Genomic DNA, 14,886 nt, shown 5'->3' with positions numbered 1-14,886 from the left:
CACGGAAAACTCAGCGTGGCAGTCTCAGCGACAGGCACATCGCCTCCAGCGCGAGCAGCGGCGCGACGTTGCGGTCGATGCGCTCCCGCGCGGTGCCGACGGCGTCGATCGCGTGCAGCAGCTGCTCGCTCGTGAAGGCCTGCGCCACCTGCGTGACGACCGGGCCGACGTCGACGTTGACGACGGGCACGGGGGTGCCGAGGCGCTGCACGAGGGCGTCGCGGTAGACGCTCACGAGGTCCACGAGCGACCGGTCGATGATGTCGCGGGCGTGCCGGGTGGCGCGCTGCTTCTGCTCCCGCTCGAGGGCGGCCAGGGCGGACCGCACGTGGGGGGGCTGGGTGCGGGCGGCCGTGTCGGCGCCCATGCGCTCCAGCAGCCGGCGTCGCTCGGCCGCGTCCCGCTCGGCGGTGGTCGCGCCGGACTCCTCGTCGGCGATGGAGGCCAGGTCGGAGGCGGCGTCGATCGCGTCGCCCACCCCCCGGATCTTGGCCGCGAGGGACACCACGGCGTGCCGCCGCTCGCGGGCGGCGGCGTCGGTGGCGAGCCGCTTGGCGATGCCGATGTGGCTCTGGGCCGCCCGCGCCGCGTAGGCCGCCATCGCCGGGTCGATCCCGTCGCGGCGGACCAGCAGGTCGGCCACGGCGTCGACCGGTGGGGTGCGCAGCCGCACGTGCCGCGACCGCGACCGGATGGTGACGATGACGTCGTCGAGCGAGGGCGCGCACAGCAGCCACACGGTGCGGGAGACGGGCTCCTCCACGACCTTGAGCAGGGCGTTGGCGGCCTGCTCGGTGAGCCGGTCGGCGTCCTCGATGACGATGACCCGGAAGCGCCCCACCGAGGGGCGCACCGAGCCGGCGTGCACCAGCTCGCGGGCGTGGTCGACGCCGATGGACAACCCCGGCGTCGCGACCACCTCGACGTCGGCGTGGGTGCCGTCCAGGGCGGTCCGGCACTCGCGGCACTCGCCGCAGCCGCCCTGGGGGCACTGCAGCGCGGCGGCGAAGCAGCGCGCTGCCACCGACCGGCCCGACCCGGGCGGCCCCGTGAGGAGCCAGGCGTGGGTCATGGCCGCGGGGTCGGCCACGGCCGCCGTCAGGGCCGCGACCGTCGGGTCCTGCCCGACGACCTGGTCCCAGACGGGCGGCGCGGCGCTCACCGCAGCACCTCGGTGAGCCGCTCGCGCACCTGCCGGTGGATGAGCTGGGGCTCCTGCGTGGCGTCGACGACCAGGTAGCGCTCGGGCTCGGCCGCCGCCAGCGCGAGGAACCCGCCCCGCACGCGCTCGTGGAAGGCATCGGGCTCGGACTCCAGCCGGTCGTGCTCGTCGCCGCGTCGGCTGCGGCCGGTGCCGGGCGGCACGTCGAGCAGCACGGTCAGGTCGGGCAGCAACCCGTCGACCGCCCACAGCGACAGCCCACGGACGTCCTCACCCGCCAGGTCCCGCCCGGCGCCCTGGTAGGCCACCGACGAGTCGAGGTAGCGGTCGGTGACCACCACCTCCCCCCGCTCCAGGGCCGGCCGGACCACGGACGCCACGTGGTGCGCCCGGTCGGCGGCGAAGAGCAGCGCCTCGGCCCGCGGCGACACGTGCTCCCCGTGGAGCAGCAGCCGCCGGATCTCGACCCCGAGCGCCGAGCCCCCTGGCTCCCGGGTCAGCAGGACGGTCCGGCCGAGCTCGCCGAGCCACGTCTGCAGCAGTCGCGCCTGCGTCGTCTTGCCGGCCCCGTCGCCCCCCTCGAGGGCGACGAAGACCCCACGCTGGTCGGCCCCACGCCGCTCGTCCGTCGTCACGGCACCGAGCCTAGGGCAGACCCGTGACAGACCCTCGCGCCTTACCCTGCGTGACGGTTTCCCGGCATCCCGCCACGCTCTGCTGCACCTGCGCAGGGTTCCCCAGCACGAGGCGGTCCCGGTGCTGCGGGCGCCCTACCCTGGAAGGGTGATGGTGGGGAACGAGGTGACCAGCCCGCGCGCCGGCGACGGCGCCGCGATGGCTGACGGCCGCTCCCCGCTGACGTCGCTCGCCATGCTGTCCGACGAGCTCCTGGTGCCCGGCACCCGCGCCGAGCTGGTCACGCTGCTGCGAGCCCGGCTGGTCCCGCTCCTCGGCGACGCCCGGCTCGAGGTGGGACTGCCCGCCGAGGACGACGCCCACCTCGAGGTCCACGTCCTGCGGGGCCTGCTGCCCGGCGAGCCCGAGGTCTGCGTCCACCCCACCCTCGGCTGCCTCGAGCGGGTGCGCGAGCAGGGCCGCCACCTGATCACCGACCTCCCGAGCACCGGCACCCCGCGCCTGCGGCCGCTTGCCGACGCCGGCTACCGCCAGCAGCTGCTCGTCCCGGTGACCAGCGGCCCCGCCACCGTCGGGCTGCTGCTGGTGACCACGCGGGGCGGCATACCGGACCGGCTCACGCACCTGAGCGTCGTGGCGGCCGCCGTGCTCTCCAGCCGGGCCGACCGGTTCAGCGCCCCGCGCCACCCCGACGACCGGCAGCTGCTGCGCGACCAGGTCACGGCGCTGCGGTCGCGCGCCCGCGTGCTCGAGCGGACCGACCCGCTGACCCGGCTGCCCAACCGCGCCGCGGCGTTCCAGGCCATCGGCGAGGCGCGCGACGCCGAGCAGGGCGAGCGGTCGTTCGCGCTCATCGACCTGGACCACCTCAAGATGACCAACGACCGGCTGGGTCACGGGCTCGGCGACGGTGTGCTGCGGGGGGTCGCCGACCGGCTGCGCGCGATGGGCGAGGACCACCCGATCACCGTCTACCGGTTCGGGGGCGACGAGTTCGCGGCGCTCAACGAGGGCCCCGCCGACGAGCTGCGCGACGTCCTGGAGACTGTGTCCGCCGACCTGGCCAGCCACCCCTTGCAGGTGGGCGGCCGCGACGTCGCCACCGGCTTCTCGGCCGGGGTCTACGCGATCACCGGGCACGGCCACGGCATCGAGGAGATCGTGTCCCGGGCGGAGTCCGCCGCCCAGCAGGCCAAGCGCAGCGGCCGCGGGCGCGTGGTCCTGCACGAGCCCGGCACCAGCGACCCCGGCGACAACCGGTCCGACCTGCTGCGCATGGACGCCGTCCGTGCGGCCGTCCTCACCGGGCGCCTCTCCCTGGTCGCCCAGCCGGTCGTCGGCATCGCCGACGGCGCCTCGTCCCCCATGGACGCCGAGGTCCTGGTCCGGCTCACCGACGAGGAGGGCCGGCTGCTCCTGCCCGACGACTTCGTCGCCCTGGCCGAGCAGTATGACGTGGTCAGCGCCCTGGACCGCGCCGTCCTGACCCGGGTCGTGCGGACGCTCTCCGACGGCTGCCTCGAGCGGCGCGTCTCCTGCAACGTCAGCCCCCACTCCATGCTCGACCCGGTCTTCGTCGACTGGGCCCACGACCTGGTCGCCGGCTCGCGGCAGGGGCCGCGACTGGTCCTCGAGCTCACCGAGCGCCTCCCCATCGGGTCCACCCAGGCGGTGCGCGCCGGCATGGAGCACCTCGCCGGCGCCGGCGTCGAGTTCGCGCTCGACGACTTCGGGGCCGGCACCACCAGCTACGGCAACCTGCGCGAGCTGCCGCTGCAGGTACTCAAGGTCGACGGCGTGCTCGTGCGCGGCTGCCTCACCAGCGAGGTCGACCTCGCGATGCTGCGCTCCTCCCTGGACGTGGCGCGGGCCCTCGGCATACGGGCCGTCGCCGAAGGCATCGAGACCCGCGACCAGCTCGCGGCCGTCATCGACCTCGGGGCCGACGCGGTGCAGGGCTACTACCTCGGGCAGCCGCGGCCATGGCCCGGCCACACCCCCTGAGGGGAGCCCGACCGGAGCGCGCACCGGCCACGCGGGCCGGAATACCGCTGCGGCAGCAGGGGCATGTGGTTGCCTTAGTCGTCACCCGCATCGGTACCAGGAGGCCCCCCATGACGCCGTCCCCCCAGGCGAGCACCGCTGACGAGAACCGGCCGCCGGGCGCTCGCAGCCACGACGACCCCGACGGTCTCGGCAAGCCCGACGAGATGTCGGACCTGCCGAGCCCCCACTGGAAGTACGCCCTCAAGCGTGCGTCCAAGGAGTTCAGCATCGACCAGTGCACCGACCTGGCGGCCGCGCTGACCTACTACGCCGTGCTGTCGCTCTTCCCGGCGATCCTGGCGCTGATCTCGCTGCTCGGCCTCTTCGGGCAGGACGCCGGCACCGTCGACAAGATGCTGGACGCGGTGCGTCAGCTGTCGCCGCAGGCGGTGGACACCCTCGGGCCGATCATCAAGGAGATCTCGGGCTCGTCGGCCTCCGGCTTCGCGCTGGTCATCGGTCTGCTCTCCGCGCTGTGGTCGGCGTCCGGCTACATCGGCGCCTTCGGCCGCGCCATGAACCGCATCTACGACGTCTCCGAGGGGCGTCCCTTCCTCAAGCTGCGTCCCGTCCAGCTGCTCGTCACGCTGATCACCCTGGTGCTCGTGGCGCTCGGCGGCGTGATGCTGGTCGTCAGCGGCCCGGTCGCCGAGTGGGTCGGCAACCTCATCGGGCTGGGCGACACCGCCGTGACCGTGTGGAACATCGTCAAGTGGCCGGTTATCGCGATCATCGTGATCCTGGTCATCGCGCTGCTCTACTACGCGACGCCCAACGTCAAGCAGCCGAAGTTCAAGTGGTTCAGCCCTGGTGCGGCGCTGGCCTTCGTGGTGTGGATCCTCGCGTCGGTCACCTTCGGGTTCTACGTCTCCCACTTCGGGTCCTACAACAAGACCTACGGCTCCATCGCCGGTGTGATCGTCTTCCTGCTGTGGCTGTGGATCACCAACCTGGCGCTGCTCTTTGGCGCGGAGTTCGACTCCGAGGTGGAGCGGTCGCGCCAGCTGGCCGCCGGGATGCCCGCCGAGGACCAGGTGCTCCTGCCCCCGCGCGACGACAAGGGCATCAAGAAGCGCGAGAAGACCCTGGACGAGCTGCGGCTCGAGGCCCAGGACCTGCGCCGGGAGGCCGAGCCCCGCGACTGACCCGCAGTCGTCGGCGTCTCCGGTCGATGGCCCGGCCGGTCGCCGACCTCCCCGCGGCTGACCTTCCCTGAGCCCCGCCCCTCGTGGCGGGGCTCAGGCGTCCCGGCGGTGCAGCCACACGATGAAGGCGCCCAGGAACGCCGCCATCGCGAGGAAGAGCACCGCCATACGCTCCACGCTCTCCCCCGGGTCCTGCCACTGGGCCGCGGCCACAGCGGGACGGGGGCCGGCGTTGGGGGTGGCCGGGGCCGGGCGAGCGGGGCTCCGGACCGCCGCCGGTGCCGCCGGTGTCGTCCGGCCCGGGTGCGAGGGCGTCCGGCTGACCGGGCGCGCCGGGGCGATCCCCGCGGCCGCGCCCGTCGGGACGGGCTGCCCGAACGTCCCCGGCTGCAGCTCCCACGGCGCCGGGGCTGGGGTGGCGGCCGGGGTGGGGGCTGGGGTGGCGGCTGGGGTGGCGGCTGGGGCTGGGGTGGCGGCCGGGGCTGCGCGCACGGCGAGGTCCGCGGACAGCAGCCGGCGCGGGGCCGGACGGTCCGGGGCCGCCGGGTCGGCCGCCCCGCCCAGGGTCAGCGCACCCACGGCGAGGAGCCCCGCCGTCGTCAGCAGGATCAGCGGCCCGGTGCCAGGGCCTCGTCCACGGTGCGTCGAACGCCTGCGGGCAGCCTGCCGACGCGGGCCCAGGAGTGACATGCGGGAGTCCTTCGGGTCACGACCGACGTCCTGCCGGTGCTCGGGGGGTCAGAGTCGTATGCCGGGAGAACCGCGGGGCTCAGGCCTGCGGGTCGGGGGCGAACCGACGACGCAGCACCAGCACACCGCCGGACACCAGCGCACACAGGGCCGCGAAGAACGCGCCGGTCCGACCGGCGTCGTCCCCCGCGTCGCCCGTGCGGCCGGAGGCCAGGGTCACGGAGTTCGACCCGGCGCCGGCGGCATCCGTGGTGGGCGCGGACGAGCTGGTGCCGGAGGTGGTGCCATCGGCGGGGGCGGTCGGGGTGCCTGCCTGGTCGGGGGTGGTGCCGGTGCCCGTGCCGGTGCCGGCGCCGGCAGCGGCTGCGGCTGCGGCTGCCCCGGCAGCGGGGGCGCCCGGGCCTCCGGCCGCCGGCGGGACGGCTCCCGGTTGCGCGCCGGCTGCGGTGCTCCCGGGGGCTGGCGTGCCGGGTGCGGAGGTGCCAGGGGCCGGCGCGGCACCCGTGCCCGCGGGCTGGCTGCCGGCGGGGGCCGTCGTGCCGGGCGCCGTCGTGCCGGGCGCCGTCGTGCCGGGGGCGGCCGGGGCGGTCGGCGCCGGGGCCGTGGTCGGCGGCACCGGGGCGGCGGTCGAGGCCCGCGGGGTCGACGTCGGTGGGGCCGGCGGCCGGGGCGTGCTGGTCGTGGGCCGCGGCGCCGGCGTGGTCGGCGGCGGCGGGGCCGGTGTGGTCGGGGCCGGCGGACGGGTGGGGCTGGGCGGCGGCGAGGGACGGGTGGGCGACGGGCTCGACGTCGGTGTCGGAGAGGGCGACGGCGAGGGCGAGGGCGACGGTGACGACGTCGGCTCGGGCGCGGTGGGGCTCGGGGCCGGCGGTCGAGGCTTGCGCGGCTTCGGGGGGTGGGGCTTGCCCGGGGTGCGCGTCGTGGTGGGCTTGGGCGCGGGCATCGCCTCGGCGCCGGCCGCGGCGACCGGGAGCGCCGCGAGCCCGAGAGCCAGCGCGAACGACAGCGTCCGAGCTCGTCGGACGCGGGGGGTCGGGTGGGGGTGCACGGGGGTGCCTTCCGTCGGGGCCGTGCCTGGCACAGGCCGGATGCGCCCTCAAGGATACGGACATCTCGGCGCACAAGCACCCAAATCGGCTCAACCTCCCACCTCCCACCGGCCGCCGGCGCGAGGGCAGCCTCCGGGCCCGCCATACCGACCACAACCACACCCCCGGGACAGGTTGTGGTCGCCTCGGGGCGCCATACCGACCACAACCACACCCCAAGGTGACGGTGTGGTCGCCCGGGCCCGCCATACCGACCACAACCACACCCCCGGGACAGGTTGTGGTCGCCCGGGGACGCCATACCGACCACCACCACACCCCAAGGACACGCTGTGGTCGCCCAGCCCGCCGACCGGGCAGACCCACCAGGGCCCACCCGGTCGACGAGTGTTCAGGCGCCGTGCCGCGCCGCGTTGGACACGATCGCGTCGTGCAGCCACTGCGCGAGCCCGGCGTGCAGGTCCTCGTAGTGCTGGGTGAAGCGCGGGTCGGCGAGGTACATCTCGGCCAGCTTCACCTGGAAGGCGTGCGGGCAGTCGTAGTGCACCTCGATCGAGCGCCGGTGCCGCTCGGCGAGCTCGGCCGCGACGTCGCCGTCGGTCGGCTCTCCCGCGCGGACGGCCGCCGCGAGGTCGCGCTCGAGCGCCTCGGTGTCGGCCTTGACGGCGGCCCAGTCGTCCTTGGTCATGGACGCCTGGCGCTCCTGGCTCTGCCGCCACTGGGGGGTGTCGCCCCAGCGCTGCTCGGCCTCGGCCTGGTAGTCCTCGTGGTAGCCGTCCCCGAAGAGCTGCTTGAGGTCCTCGGTGGTGGCTGGCTTCTTGGTCATGGTTCTCTCCAGTGCGTCGTCGATGGCACGCACGAGATCGCGCATCTCGTCGAGCCGGGTCATGACCGCTGCGCGTTGACGACGCAGGTGCTCCGCGGCGCCGTCGCTCCCGCGAGCCTCGACGTCCGCCAGCAGCTCGGCGACCTCCTCCAGGGGGAAGCCGAGGCGCCGGTAGACGACGACGTGCTGCAGCCGCTCCAGGTCGTCCGCCGTGTAGAGGCGGTAGCCCGAGTGACTGCGCTCGCTGGGGCTCAGCAGGCCGATCTGGTCGTAGTGGTGCAGGGTGCGCACCGTCACGCCATACGTCTCGGCCACCTGACCCACGGTGAGGGGCGTCATGTCGCTCATTGTCGTCGCGGTCATGGCTCCACGGTGGCGCCTCACGCCGCGTGAGGGTCAAGCCCTATCGTCGAGGGGTGCGCGACGGAGACCTGGGTGGTGAGCGGCCCCTCCCCCGGCTGCAGGTGCGAGGGGTCAGCAAGACGTATGCCGGGCGCCCCGTCGTCCCCGACCTGTCGCTGTCCGTCGGCGCCGGCGAGGTGGTGGCCCTCGTGGGGCCCAACGGCGTCGGGAAGACCACGGTGCTGCGGTGCGTCCTCGGCGTCGAGAGCCCGGACGCCGGTGAGGTCCTGCTCGACGGGGCGCCGTTGCGCGACAACGACCCCCGGGTGCGGCGGGCGGTGTGCGCGGTGCTGGACGACGCGGGGTTCTACCCGGACGTGACGGTCCTCGAGCACCTGGACGTGCTGGCGCGGGCGCACGGGGTGGCCGACCCGGACGAGCTGGTCGACGGGGCGCTCGCCGCGCTGCGGATCGAGCACGTCGCCGACCAGGTGCCGTGGACGCTGTCGAGCGGGCAGCGCCGTCGGCTGTCGCTGGCGGTGGCGCTGGTGCGCCCGTGGACGCTGCTGGTGCTGGACGAGCCGGAGCAGCGGCTGGACGCGGCGGGGCGCGCCTGGCTGACGGGATACCTTGCGGCGCAGGCCTCCTCGGGGCGCAGCGTGCTGATGGCGTCCCACGACGCGAGCCTCGTGGCGGGGGCGGGCGCGCGGGTGGTGGAGCTGCACGGTGACGTCTGAGGCGGCGGACTACCTGGCGCTGGCGCGGCGCGCCCACGGCCAGGGCGAGGGGCGGTTCGTCGAGATCTACATGTGGGTCCTGGCCCTCGTCCTGCTCGGCCTGATCATCGGCAACGGGTGGGGCGAGGTCGTGGCCGCGGCACGCTGCACCGGCACCGGGTGCGTGCCGGGCGCGGCCGGCGGGTGGTCGGCGACGGCGCTCGCCCTGCTCCTGGCAGCCGGGATCGCCCGCCTGGCGGTGGCCTTCGGACCCGTGGGCGCCGACCCGGCCAAGCTCACCTGGCTGCTGTCGGGGCCGCTGTCGCGCCGACCGGTCCTGCGCCCACGGGTGTGGGGTATGGCGCTCGGCGCGGCCTTCCTCGGCGCGCTGTGCGGGCCCACGGTGCTGGCCACCGCGGGGCTGGCCCTCACCCCGGACGCCGTCGCCTGGGGCGTCCCGGGCGGGGCCGTCGTCGCGCTCGTCCTCACGGCGGTGGTCGCGGTGGCGCAGGCCGAGGCCGGGTGGCGCCGACGAGTCGCGCTCGCCCCCCGCGCCCTGGCGACCGTCGGCGTGGTGTCGGCGCTGCTCGCGACGCTGCTCGGAGGGGGCGGCGCGCTGCACCTGGACGCCGGTGGCGCGCTGCACCTGGCCGCCGGTGGCGTCACCGCCCTGGTGGCGGGGCTGCTGCTCCTCACCGCCTGCGCCGTCGGCGGCCTGCTCGCCGCCGACCGCCGCATCGACCGCATCGACGGTGCCGAGCTGCGCCGCGCCGGCGAATCCACCTCCGCCGCCTACCAGTCCGCGCTCATGATGGACCCGTCCGCCGTGTCCCACCGCTCCGTCCGGGACCGGCTCGGCCGCCGCGGCCGGACCCGGTCCCGACGCGGGCGCGGTCGCGGGGCCGCCGCCCTGCTGCAGCGGGACCTGCTGCGGATCGGGCGGCAGGGCGACCGGCTGCTGGTCGGCATACCGCTGCTCGTGGGCGGGCTGCTGCTCGCCCACCTGGCGCCGCCCGTGGTCTGCCTGCCCGCGCTCGGGCTCGCGGCCGCGCGCCTCGCCCGCTCGGTGGGCGACGGCCTGACGAGCTGGACCCAGTCGACCGGGCTGCGGCGCTCGCTCCCGCTCCCGGACGCGGTGGTGCGGACGGTCTACCTGATCGGGCCGGGGCTGGTCGCGCTGGTCTGGGCGACGCTCGCCGCGGTGCTGATCGGGGTGGGCGGCTGGGTGGCGCTCGCTCTCGTCGCGGCCGCCCTCGCGTCGCTGCTGGCCGGGGCTCGCCCGACGGACCTGTCGCTCATGTCGGTGATGGTGCCGACCCCCTTCGGGATGGTGCCCCTCGGCACGCTGGGGGCGCTGCGGGGATACGGCCTGGCGCCCATGGCCCTCGTCGTGCCGGCGCTGGTGCCGGGGGCGGCGGGCGTCGCGGTGCCCCTCGTCGTCCTGGCGTGGCAGTGGGGGCGCACCGCGCGGCCGTGACCCTCGACCGCAGACGGCACCGCAAGATCGCCGGACCGGGGTGCCCCTGACGCGAGAGGTTGCGGCCTCCGCTAGGGTGGACCGCAGACCCTGCACCGTCGCAGCCCTGGGGAGGACCACCATGCCCGAGACCCGTATGCCGCGTCCGCGCCCCGACACCCTGGCCGTGCACGCCGGGCGTGAGGACCTGACCGGTCTCGGGGTGCATGTGCCCCCGATCGACCTGTCGACGACCAACCCCGTCCCGGACGTCGACGCGGGCGGCGCCAGCTATGACAACCTCGCCTCCGGCGGCCGCCCCCAGCCGGGCGACACCCTCGTCTACCAACGGCTGTGGAACCCCACCGTCGCCCGCGCCGAGGACGCCGTCGCCGCGCTCGAGGGGTGCGAGGAGGCCGTCGCCTTCGGCAGCGGGATGGCCGCCGTGACCGCCTGCCTGATCGCTGCCGTCAGCGCCGGCACCCCGCACGTCGTCGCGGTCCGGCCGCTCTACGGCGGCACCGACCACGTCCTCGATCACGGCCTGCTCGGCACGACCGTCACCTGGACCACCGCGGACGCGATCGCCGCCGCGATCACCCCGCAGACCGGGCTGGTCGTCGTGGAGACCCCGGCTAACCCGACCCTGGAGCTGCTCGACCTCGACGACGTGGTGCGTCAGGCCGGGGCGGTGCCGGTGCTCGTCGACAACACCTTCGCGACGCCGGTGCTGCAGCAGCCTCGCCGTCATGGTGCGGCCCTCGTCATGCACTCCGCCACGAAGTACCTCGCCGGCCACGGCGACGTCATCGCCGGCGTCGTCGCGACCACCCCGGAGTGGGCCCGCCGGCTGCGGGCGGTGCGGGCGCTCACCGGAGGCCTGGTGCACCCGCTGTCGGCATACCTGCTGCACCGGGGGTTGCAGACGCTGCCGGTGCGGGTGCGCGCCCAGCAGGCGAGCGCCCAGGTGATCGCCGAGCACCTGGCGGGTCACCCGGCGGTCGCGCAGGTCCACTACCCGGGCCTGCCGAGCCAGGACCCGCAGGGCCTGCTCGGGCGGCAGCTCGCCGGCCCAGGGGCGATGGTCGCCTTCGCCGTGCGAGGCGGGTATGCCGCCGCCGCGGCCGCCGTCTCCCGCACCCGCCTCATCACCCACGCCGTCTCGCTGGGTGGGGTCGACAGCCTGATCCAGCACCCGGCGTCGCTGACCCACCGGCCCGTCGCCGAGAGCGCGCGCCCGCACGCCGACGTGCTGCGGCTGTCGGTGGGGCTCGAGGCCGTCGCGGACCTCGTCGCCGACCTGGACCAGGCCTTGGACCAGGCCTTGGACCAGGGTGCGGACCAGGCTCGGGACGCCGCGGCGTCGGCCTCGTCGCGCTAGCGGCAGGGGGCCGCGGCGGCGATCACCCGCGACCGAGGGCCTGCGGACTCCGCCAGGCCGGCCCGGATGATCCGGGGCACCTCGGCGTCCTTGCCGGACGCCTCCACCCGCTGCGCGATCTGGTCGAACGCCGTCACGCTCGCCCGCCAGTCCTGCTGCACCGACGGCGGCGGCGTGACCACGGCGAGCCGCTCCATCCGGTCCACGATCTCCTCGGTGGTCGCCCGGACCGTGGTCGTGCGCAGCGCGGAGAGGTCGGCGGGCTTCCACCCGGCGGACTTCAGCGAGCCGCAGAACTCCGTCATCCCGAAGGTCGCCGTCGCGGCCGGCGAGATCCCCGCCTGACCCTTGGTGACGGGCGTGCTCGTGGTGGCGGCAGCGGTGGTGGGGGCAGCGGTCGTGGTGGTGGCAGCGGTCGTGGTGGCGCTCGAGGTGGTCGTGGCGCTCGAGGTGGTCGTGGCGCTCGAGGTCGTCGGCGAGCTCGCCGACGGGGCGCCGCACCCACCGGCGAGGGCGGCCCCGACCAGCAGGAGGGCACCGGGCAGGACGTGGCGGGGGAGCATGCCCAGCACCTTAGGCGTAGCGCGGCCGGTCAGGAGCCGTCGCCCGACGCCGAGGCCGTCTTCTTCGAGGCCGTCTTCTTCGTGCCGGCCTTCTTCGTGGCAGCCGTCTTCGCCGTGGTCGTCGTCGCCGCCTTCGCGGCCTTCTTCGCAGGCGCCTTCTTGGCTGGTGCCTTCTTGGCGGCCCGCTTGCGCGTCGTCGGACCCTTGGCGCGCTTCTCCGCCAGCAGCTCGAAACCCCGCTCAGGGGTGAGGGTCTCGATGTCGTCGTCCTTGCGCAGCGTCGCGTTGGTCTCCCCGTCGGTGACGTACGCGCCGAAGCGGCCGTCCTTGACCACCACCGGCTTGCCGGACACCGGGTCCTCCCCCAGCTCCTTCAGCGGCGGCTTGGCCGCACCCCGACCGCGCTGCTTGGGCTGGGCGTAGATCGCCAGCGCCTCGTCCAGCGTGATGGAGAAGAGCTGCCGCTCGGTCTCCAGGGAGCGCGAGTCGGTGCCCTTCTTGAGGTAGGGGCCGTAGCGGCCGTTCTGGGCGGTGATCTCGACGCCCTCCGCGTCGGTCCCGACGACCCGCGGCAGCGACAGCAGCTGCAGCGCGGCGTCGAGGTCGATGGTCGCGAGGTCCATGTCCTTGAAGAGCGACGCGGTGCGCGGCTTGATCTTGGCCTTGCCCTTGAGCTCGGCCTCCTCCGGCGACAGCACCTCGGTGACGTAGGGGCCGTACCGACCGGCCTTGGCGACGATGGCCCTCCCGGAGTCGGGGTCCTGGCCGAGCTCGCGGCCGTCGTCGGACGCCACCTCGAGCAGCTCGCGGGCCTTCTCGGGGGTCAACTCGTCGGGCGCGAGGTCGTCGGTGATGGTGGCCCGCCGCGGCGTCTCCGGCAGCTGCGCCCCCTCCGGCACCTCGCCGGTGACGGGGTCCACGCCGGCGGGGGCCACCTCTTCGACATACGGGCCGTATCTCCCGACGCGCACCACCATCCCGTCGCCGAGCGGGATCGTGGAGATCTCGCGCGCGTCGATCTCGCCGAGGTCCTCGACCAGCTCGGACAGCCCCTCGGTGTGGCGGCTCTGGTCGCCGAAGTAGAACCGCTGCAGCCACTGCACCCGGCCGAGGTCGCCGCGCGAGATCTGGTCGAGCGACTCCTCCATGTCCGCGGTGAAGTCGTAGTCGACGAGCTCGGTGAAGTGCTCCTCGAGCAGCCGGGTCACGGCGAAGGCCAGCCAGGTCGGGATGAGCGCGGACCCGCGCGTGCGGACGTAGCCGCGGTCCTGGATGGTCCCCACCGTCGCGGCGTAGGTGGAAGGGCGGCCGATGCCCTTCTCCTCCAGCGCCTTGACCAGCGTGGCCTCGGTGTAGCGCGCCGGGGGCTTGGTCTCGTGCCCCTCCGCCTCCGCGCGCAGCGTGTCCAGACCGACCCCGACCGAGAGCTTGGGCAGGCGCCGCTCCTCGTCGGCAGCGGCCCGCGCGGCGCGCTCGTCGTCGTCGCGACCCTCCTCGTATGCCGCCAGGAAGCCCCGGAACGTGATCACCGTCCCGCTCGCGGCGAAGGTCACGCGCCGGCCGTCGGGCAGCTCGCCGCCCAGCTGGACGGTGGCGGTCGACCCGCGGGCGTCGGCCATCTGCGAGGCGACGGTGCGCTTCCAGATCAGCTCGTAGAGCGCGAACTCCTCGCCGCGCAGCTGCCCGGCGACCTGCGCCGGGGTGCGGAAGCGGTCGCCCGCCGGGCGGATCGCCTCGTGGGCCTCCTGGGCGTTCTTGGACTTCTTCTCGTAGCGGCGGGGGCTGTCGGGGACGTACTCCGCGCCGTAGAGGTCCCGCGCCTGCTGGCGGGCCGCGGTGAGCGCCTGCTCGGACAGCGTCGTCGAGTCGGTGCGCATGTAGGTGATGTAGCCGCCCTCGTAGAGGCGCTGGGCGACGCGCATGGCGTTCTTGCTGCTCATGCGCAGCTTGCGGCTCGCCTCCTGCTGGAGGGTCGAGGTGATGAAGGGGGCGGACGGGCGCCGGGTGTAGGGCTTCTCCGCGACGTCGGTGACCATGACGTCGGTGGCCATGACGGCGGTGGCGATCTCGCGCGCCGCCGCCTCGTCCAGGTGGGCGACGTTCTTGGCGGTGAGGGTGCCGTCGTCGGCGAAGTCACGGCCCTGCGCCACGCGCCGGCCGGCCACCTCGGTCAGCCGCGCCGTGAAGGCCTGCCCGCCCCCGCCCGGCGCGAAGTCCCCCTCGACGTCCCAGAAGGCCGCGCGGCGGAAGGCCATCCGCTCCCGCTCGCGCTCGACGACCATGCGGGTGGCGACGGACTGCACCCGGCCGGCCGACAGGCCCTGGCGGACCTTGCGCCACAGCACCGGGGAGACCTCGTAGCCGTAGAGCCGGTCGAGGATGCGGCGGGTCTCCTGGGCGTCCACGAGGTCCTGGTCGATGTCACGCGTGGTGGTGACGGCCCGCTGGATCGCCTCCTTGGTGATCTCGTTGAAGACCATCCGCTTGACCGGGACCTTGGGCTTGAGCACCTCGTGCAGGTGCCACGCGATGGCCTCGCCCTCGCGGTCCTCATCGGTGGCGAGGTAGAGCTCGGGGGCATCCTTCAGCAGCCGCCGCAGCTCGGTGACCTTCTTCTTCTTGTCCGCGTCGACGACGTAGTAGGCCTCGAAGCCGTTGTCCACGTCGACCGCGAACTTGCCGAACGGCCCCTTCTTGAGCTCCGCGGGGAGGTCGCGGGGGTTGGGGAGGTCGCGGATGTGTCCGATGGAGGCCTCGACCACGTAGCCGTCCCCGAGGTAGCCCTGGATGGACCTGACCTTGCCGGGGGACTCCACGATGACGAGCTTGCGACCGGTTGCGCTGGGTGCCACGTTCTCCTACCTTCTGCGCTGC

The 14,886-nt window shown here is 74.8% G+C and carries 12 protein-coding genes; 5 read left to right on the top strand and 7 right to left on the bottom strand.

The genetic code is table 11. From position 1 onward, the window contains the following. Positions 1–10 precede the first annotated feature (10 nt). Together ADJ73_RS07210 and tmk are read right to left on the bottom strand one after the other, a co-directional pair. On the bottom strand, positions 11–1,162 hold the full coding sequence (locus tag ADJ73_RS07210; RefSeq protein WP_050347712.1) for a DNA polymerase III subunit delta': 1,152 nt from the start codon (positions 1,160–1,162) through the stop codon (positions 11–13). After that, the gene (gene tmk, locus ADJ73_RS07205; RefSeq protein WP_050347711.1) at positions 1,159–1,797 is read right to left on the bottom strand and encodes a dTMP kinase; all 639 of its coding nucleotides are present in this window, start codon (positions 1,795–1,797) and stop codon (positions 1,159–1,161) included. Before tmk ends, ADJ73_RS07210 begins: the two co-directional genes overlap by 4 nt. Positions 1,798–1,948: 151 nt before the next feature. Between tmk and ADJ73_RS07200 the strand changes: the two genes are divergently transcribed. Beyond that, entirely contained in the window at positions 1,949–3,802 is a 1,854-nt protein-coding gene (locus ADJ73_RS07200) for a bifunctional diguanylate cyclase/phosphodiesterase (RefSeq protein WP_050347710.1), read from the top strand. Positions 3,803–3,912: 110 nt separating this feature from the next. Continuing rightward, positions 3,913–4,989 (top strand): YihY/virulence factor BrkB family protein, encoded by a 1,077-nt coding sequence (locus tag ADJ73_RS07195; protein WP_050347709.1) that lies wholly within the window; start codon positions 3,913–3,915, stop codon positions 4,987–4,989. A gap of 93 nt (positions 4,990–5,082) precedes the next feature. On the opposite strand, the gene ADJ73_RS17295 is transcribed toward ADJ73_RS07195, so the two are convergent. The 3 genes from ADJ73_RS17295 to ADJ73_RS07180 form a co-directional block, all read right to left on the bottom strand. After that, positions 5,083–5,679: a hypothetical protein gene (locus tag ADJ73_RS17295; protein WP_050347708.1), complete on the bottom strand. Its 597-nt coding sequence runs from the start codon at positions 5,677–5,679 to the stop codon at positions 5,083–5,085. Positions 5,680–5,758: 79 nt separating this feature from the next. Beyond that, on the bottom strand, positions 5,759–6,295 hold the full coding sequence (locus tag ADJ73_RS07185; protein ID WP_050347707.1) for a hypothetical protein: 537 nt from the start codon (positions 6,293–6,295) through the stop codon (positions 5,759–5,761). An 824-nt stretch (positions 6,296–7,119) separates the two neighbouring features. Continuing rightward, entirely contained in the window at positions 7,120–7,917 is a 798-nt protein-coding gene (locus tag ADJ73_RS07180) for a MerR family transcriptional regulator (protein ID WP_253272691.1), read from the bottom strand. A gap of 53 nt (positions 7,918–7,970) precedes the next feature. Here ADJ73_RS07180 and ADJ73_RS07175 point away from each other — a divergent pair, with 53 nt between their 5' ends. The 3 genes from ADJ73_RS07175 (at position 7,971) to ADJ73_RS07165 (ending at position 11,449) form a co-directional block, all read left to right on the top strand. Next, entirely contained in the window at positions 7,971–8,633 is a 663-nt protein-coding gene (locus ADJ73_RS07175; protein WP_253272690.1) for an ABC transporter ATP-binding protein, read from the top strand. Beyond that, entirely contained in the window at positions 8,623–10,089 is a 1,467-nt protein-coding gene (locus ADJ73_RS07170; RefSeq protein WP_050347705.1) for a DUF6297 family protein, read from the top strand. Before ADJ73_RS07175 ends, ADJ73_RS07170 begins: the two co-directional genes overlap by 11 nt. A gap of 121 nt (positions 10,090–10,210) precedes the next feature. Beyond that, the gene (locus tag ADJ73_RS07165) at positions 10,211–11,449 is read left to right on the top strand and encodes a trans-sulfuration enzyme family protein (protein ID WP_050347704.1); all 1,239 of its coding nucleotides are present in this window, start codon (positions 10,211–10,213) and stop codon (positions 11,447–11,449) included. Here ADJ73_RS07165 and ADJ73_RS07160 read toward each other — a convergent pair. Further along, positions 11,446–12,012 (bottom strand): hypothetical protein, encoded by a 567-nt coding sequence (locus tag ADJ73_RS07160; protein ID WP_050347703.1) that lies wholly within the window; start codon positions 12,010–12,012, stop codon positions 11,446–11,448. The two genes, ADJ73_RS07165 and ADJ73_RS07160, sit on opposite strands and share 4 nt — an antisense overlap. A gap of 29 nt (positions 12,013–12,041) precedes the next feature. Beyond that, entirely contained in the window at positions 12,042–14,864 is a 2,823-nt protein-coding gene (topA, locus tag ADJ73_RS07155; protein ID WP_050347702.1) for a type I DNA topoisomerase, read from the bottom strand. Positions 14,865–14,886 lie beyond the last annotated feature (22 nt).

The organism is Arsenicicoccus sp. oral taxon 190, from assembly GCF_001189535.1.
Classification (GTDB): domain Bacteria; phylum Actinomycetota; class Actinomycetes; order Actinomycetales; family Dermatophilaceae; genus Arsenicicoccus.
This window is presented reverse-complemented; position numbering and strand designations above follow the sequence as displayed.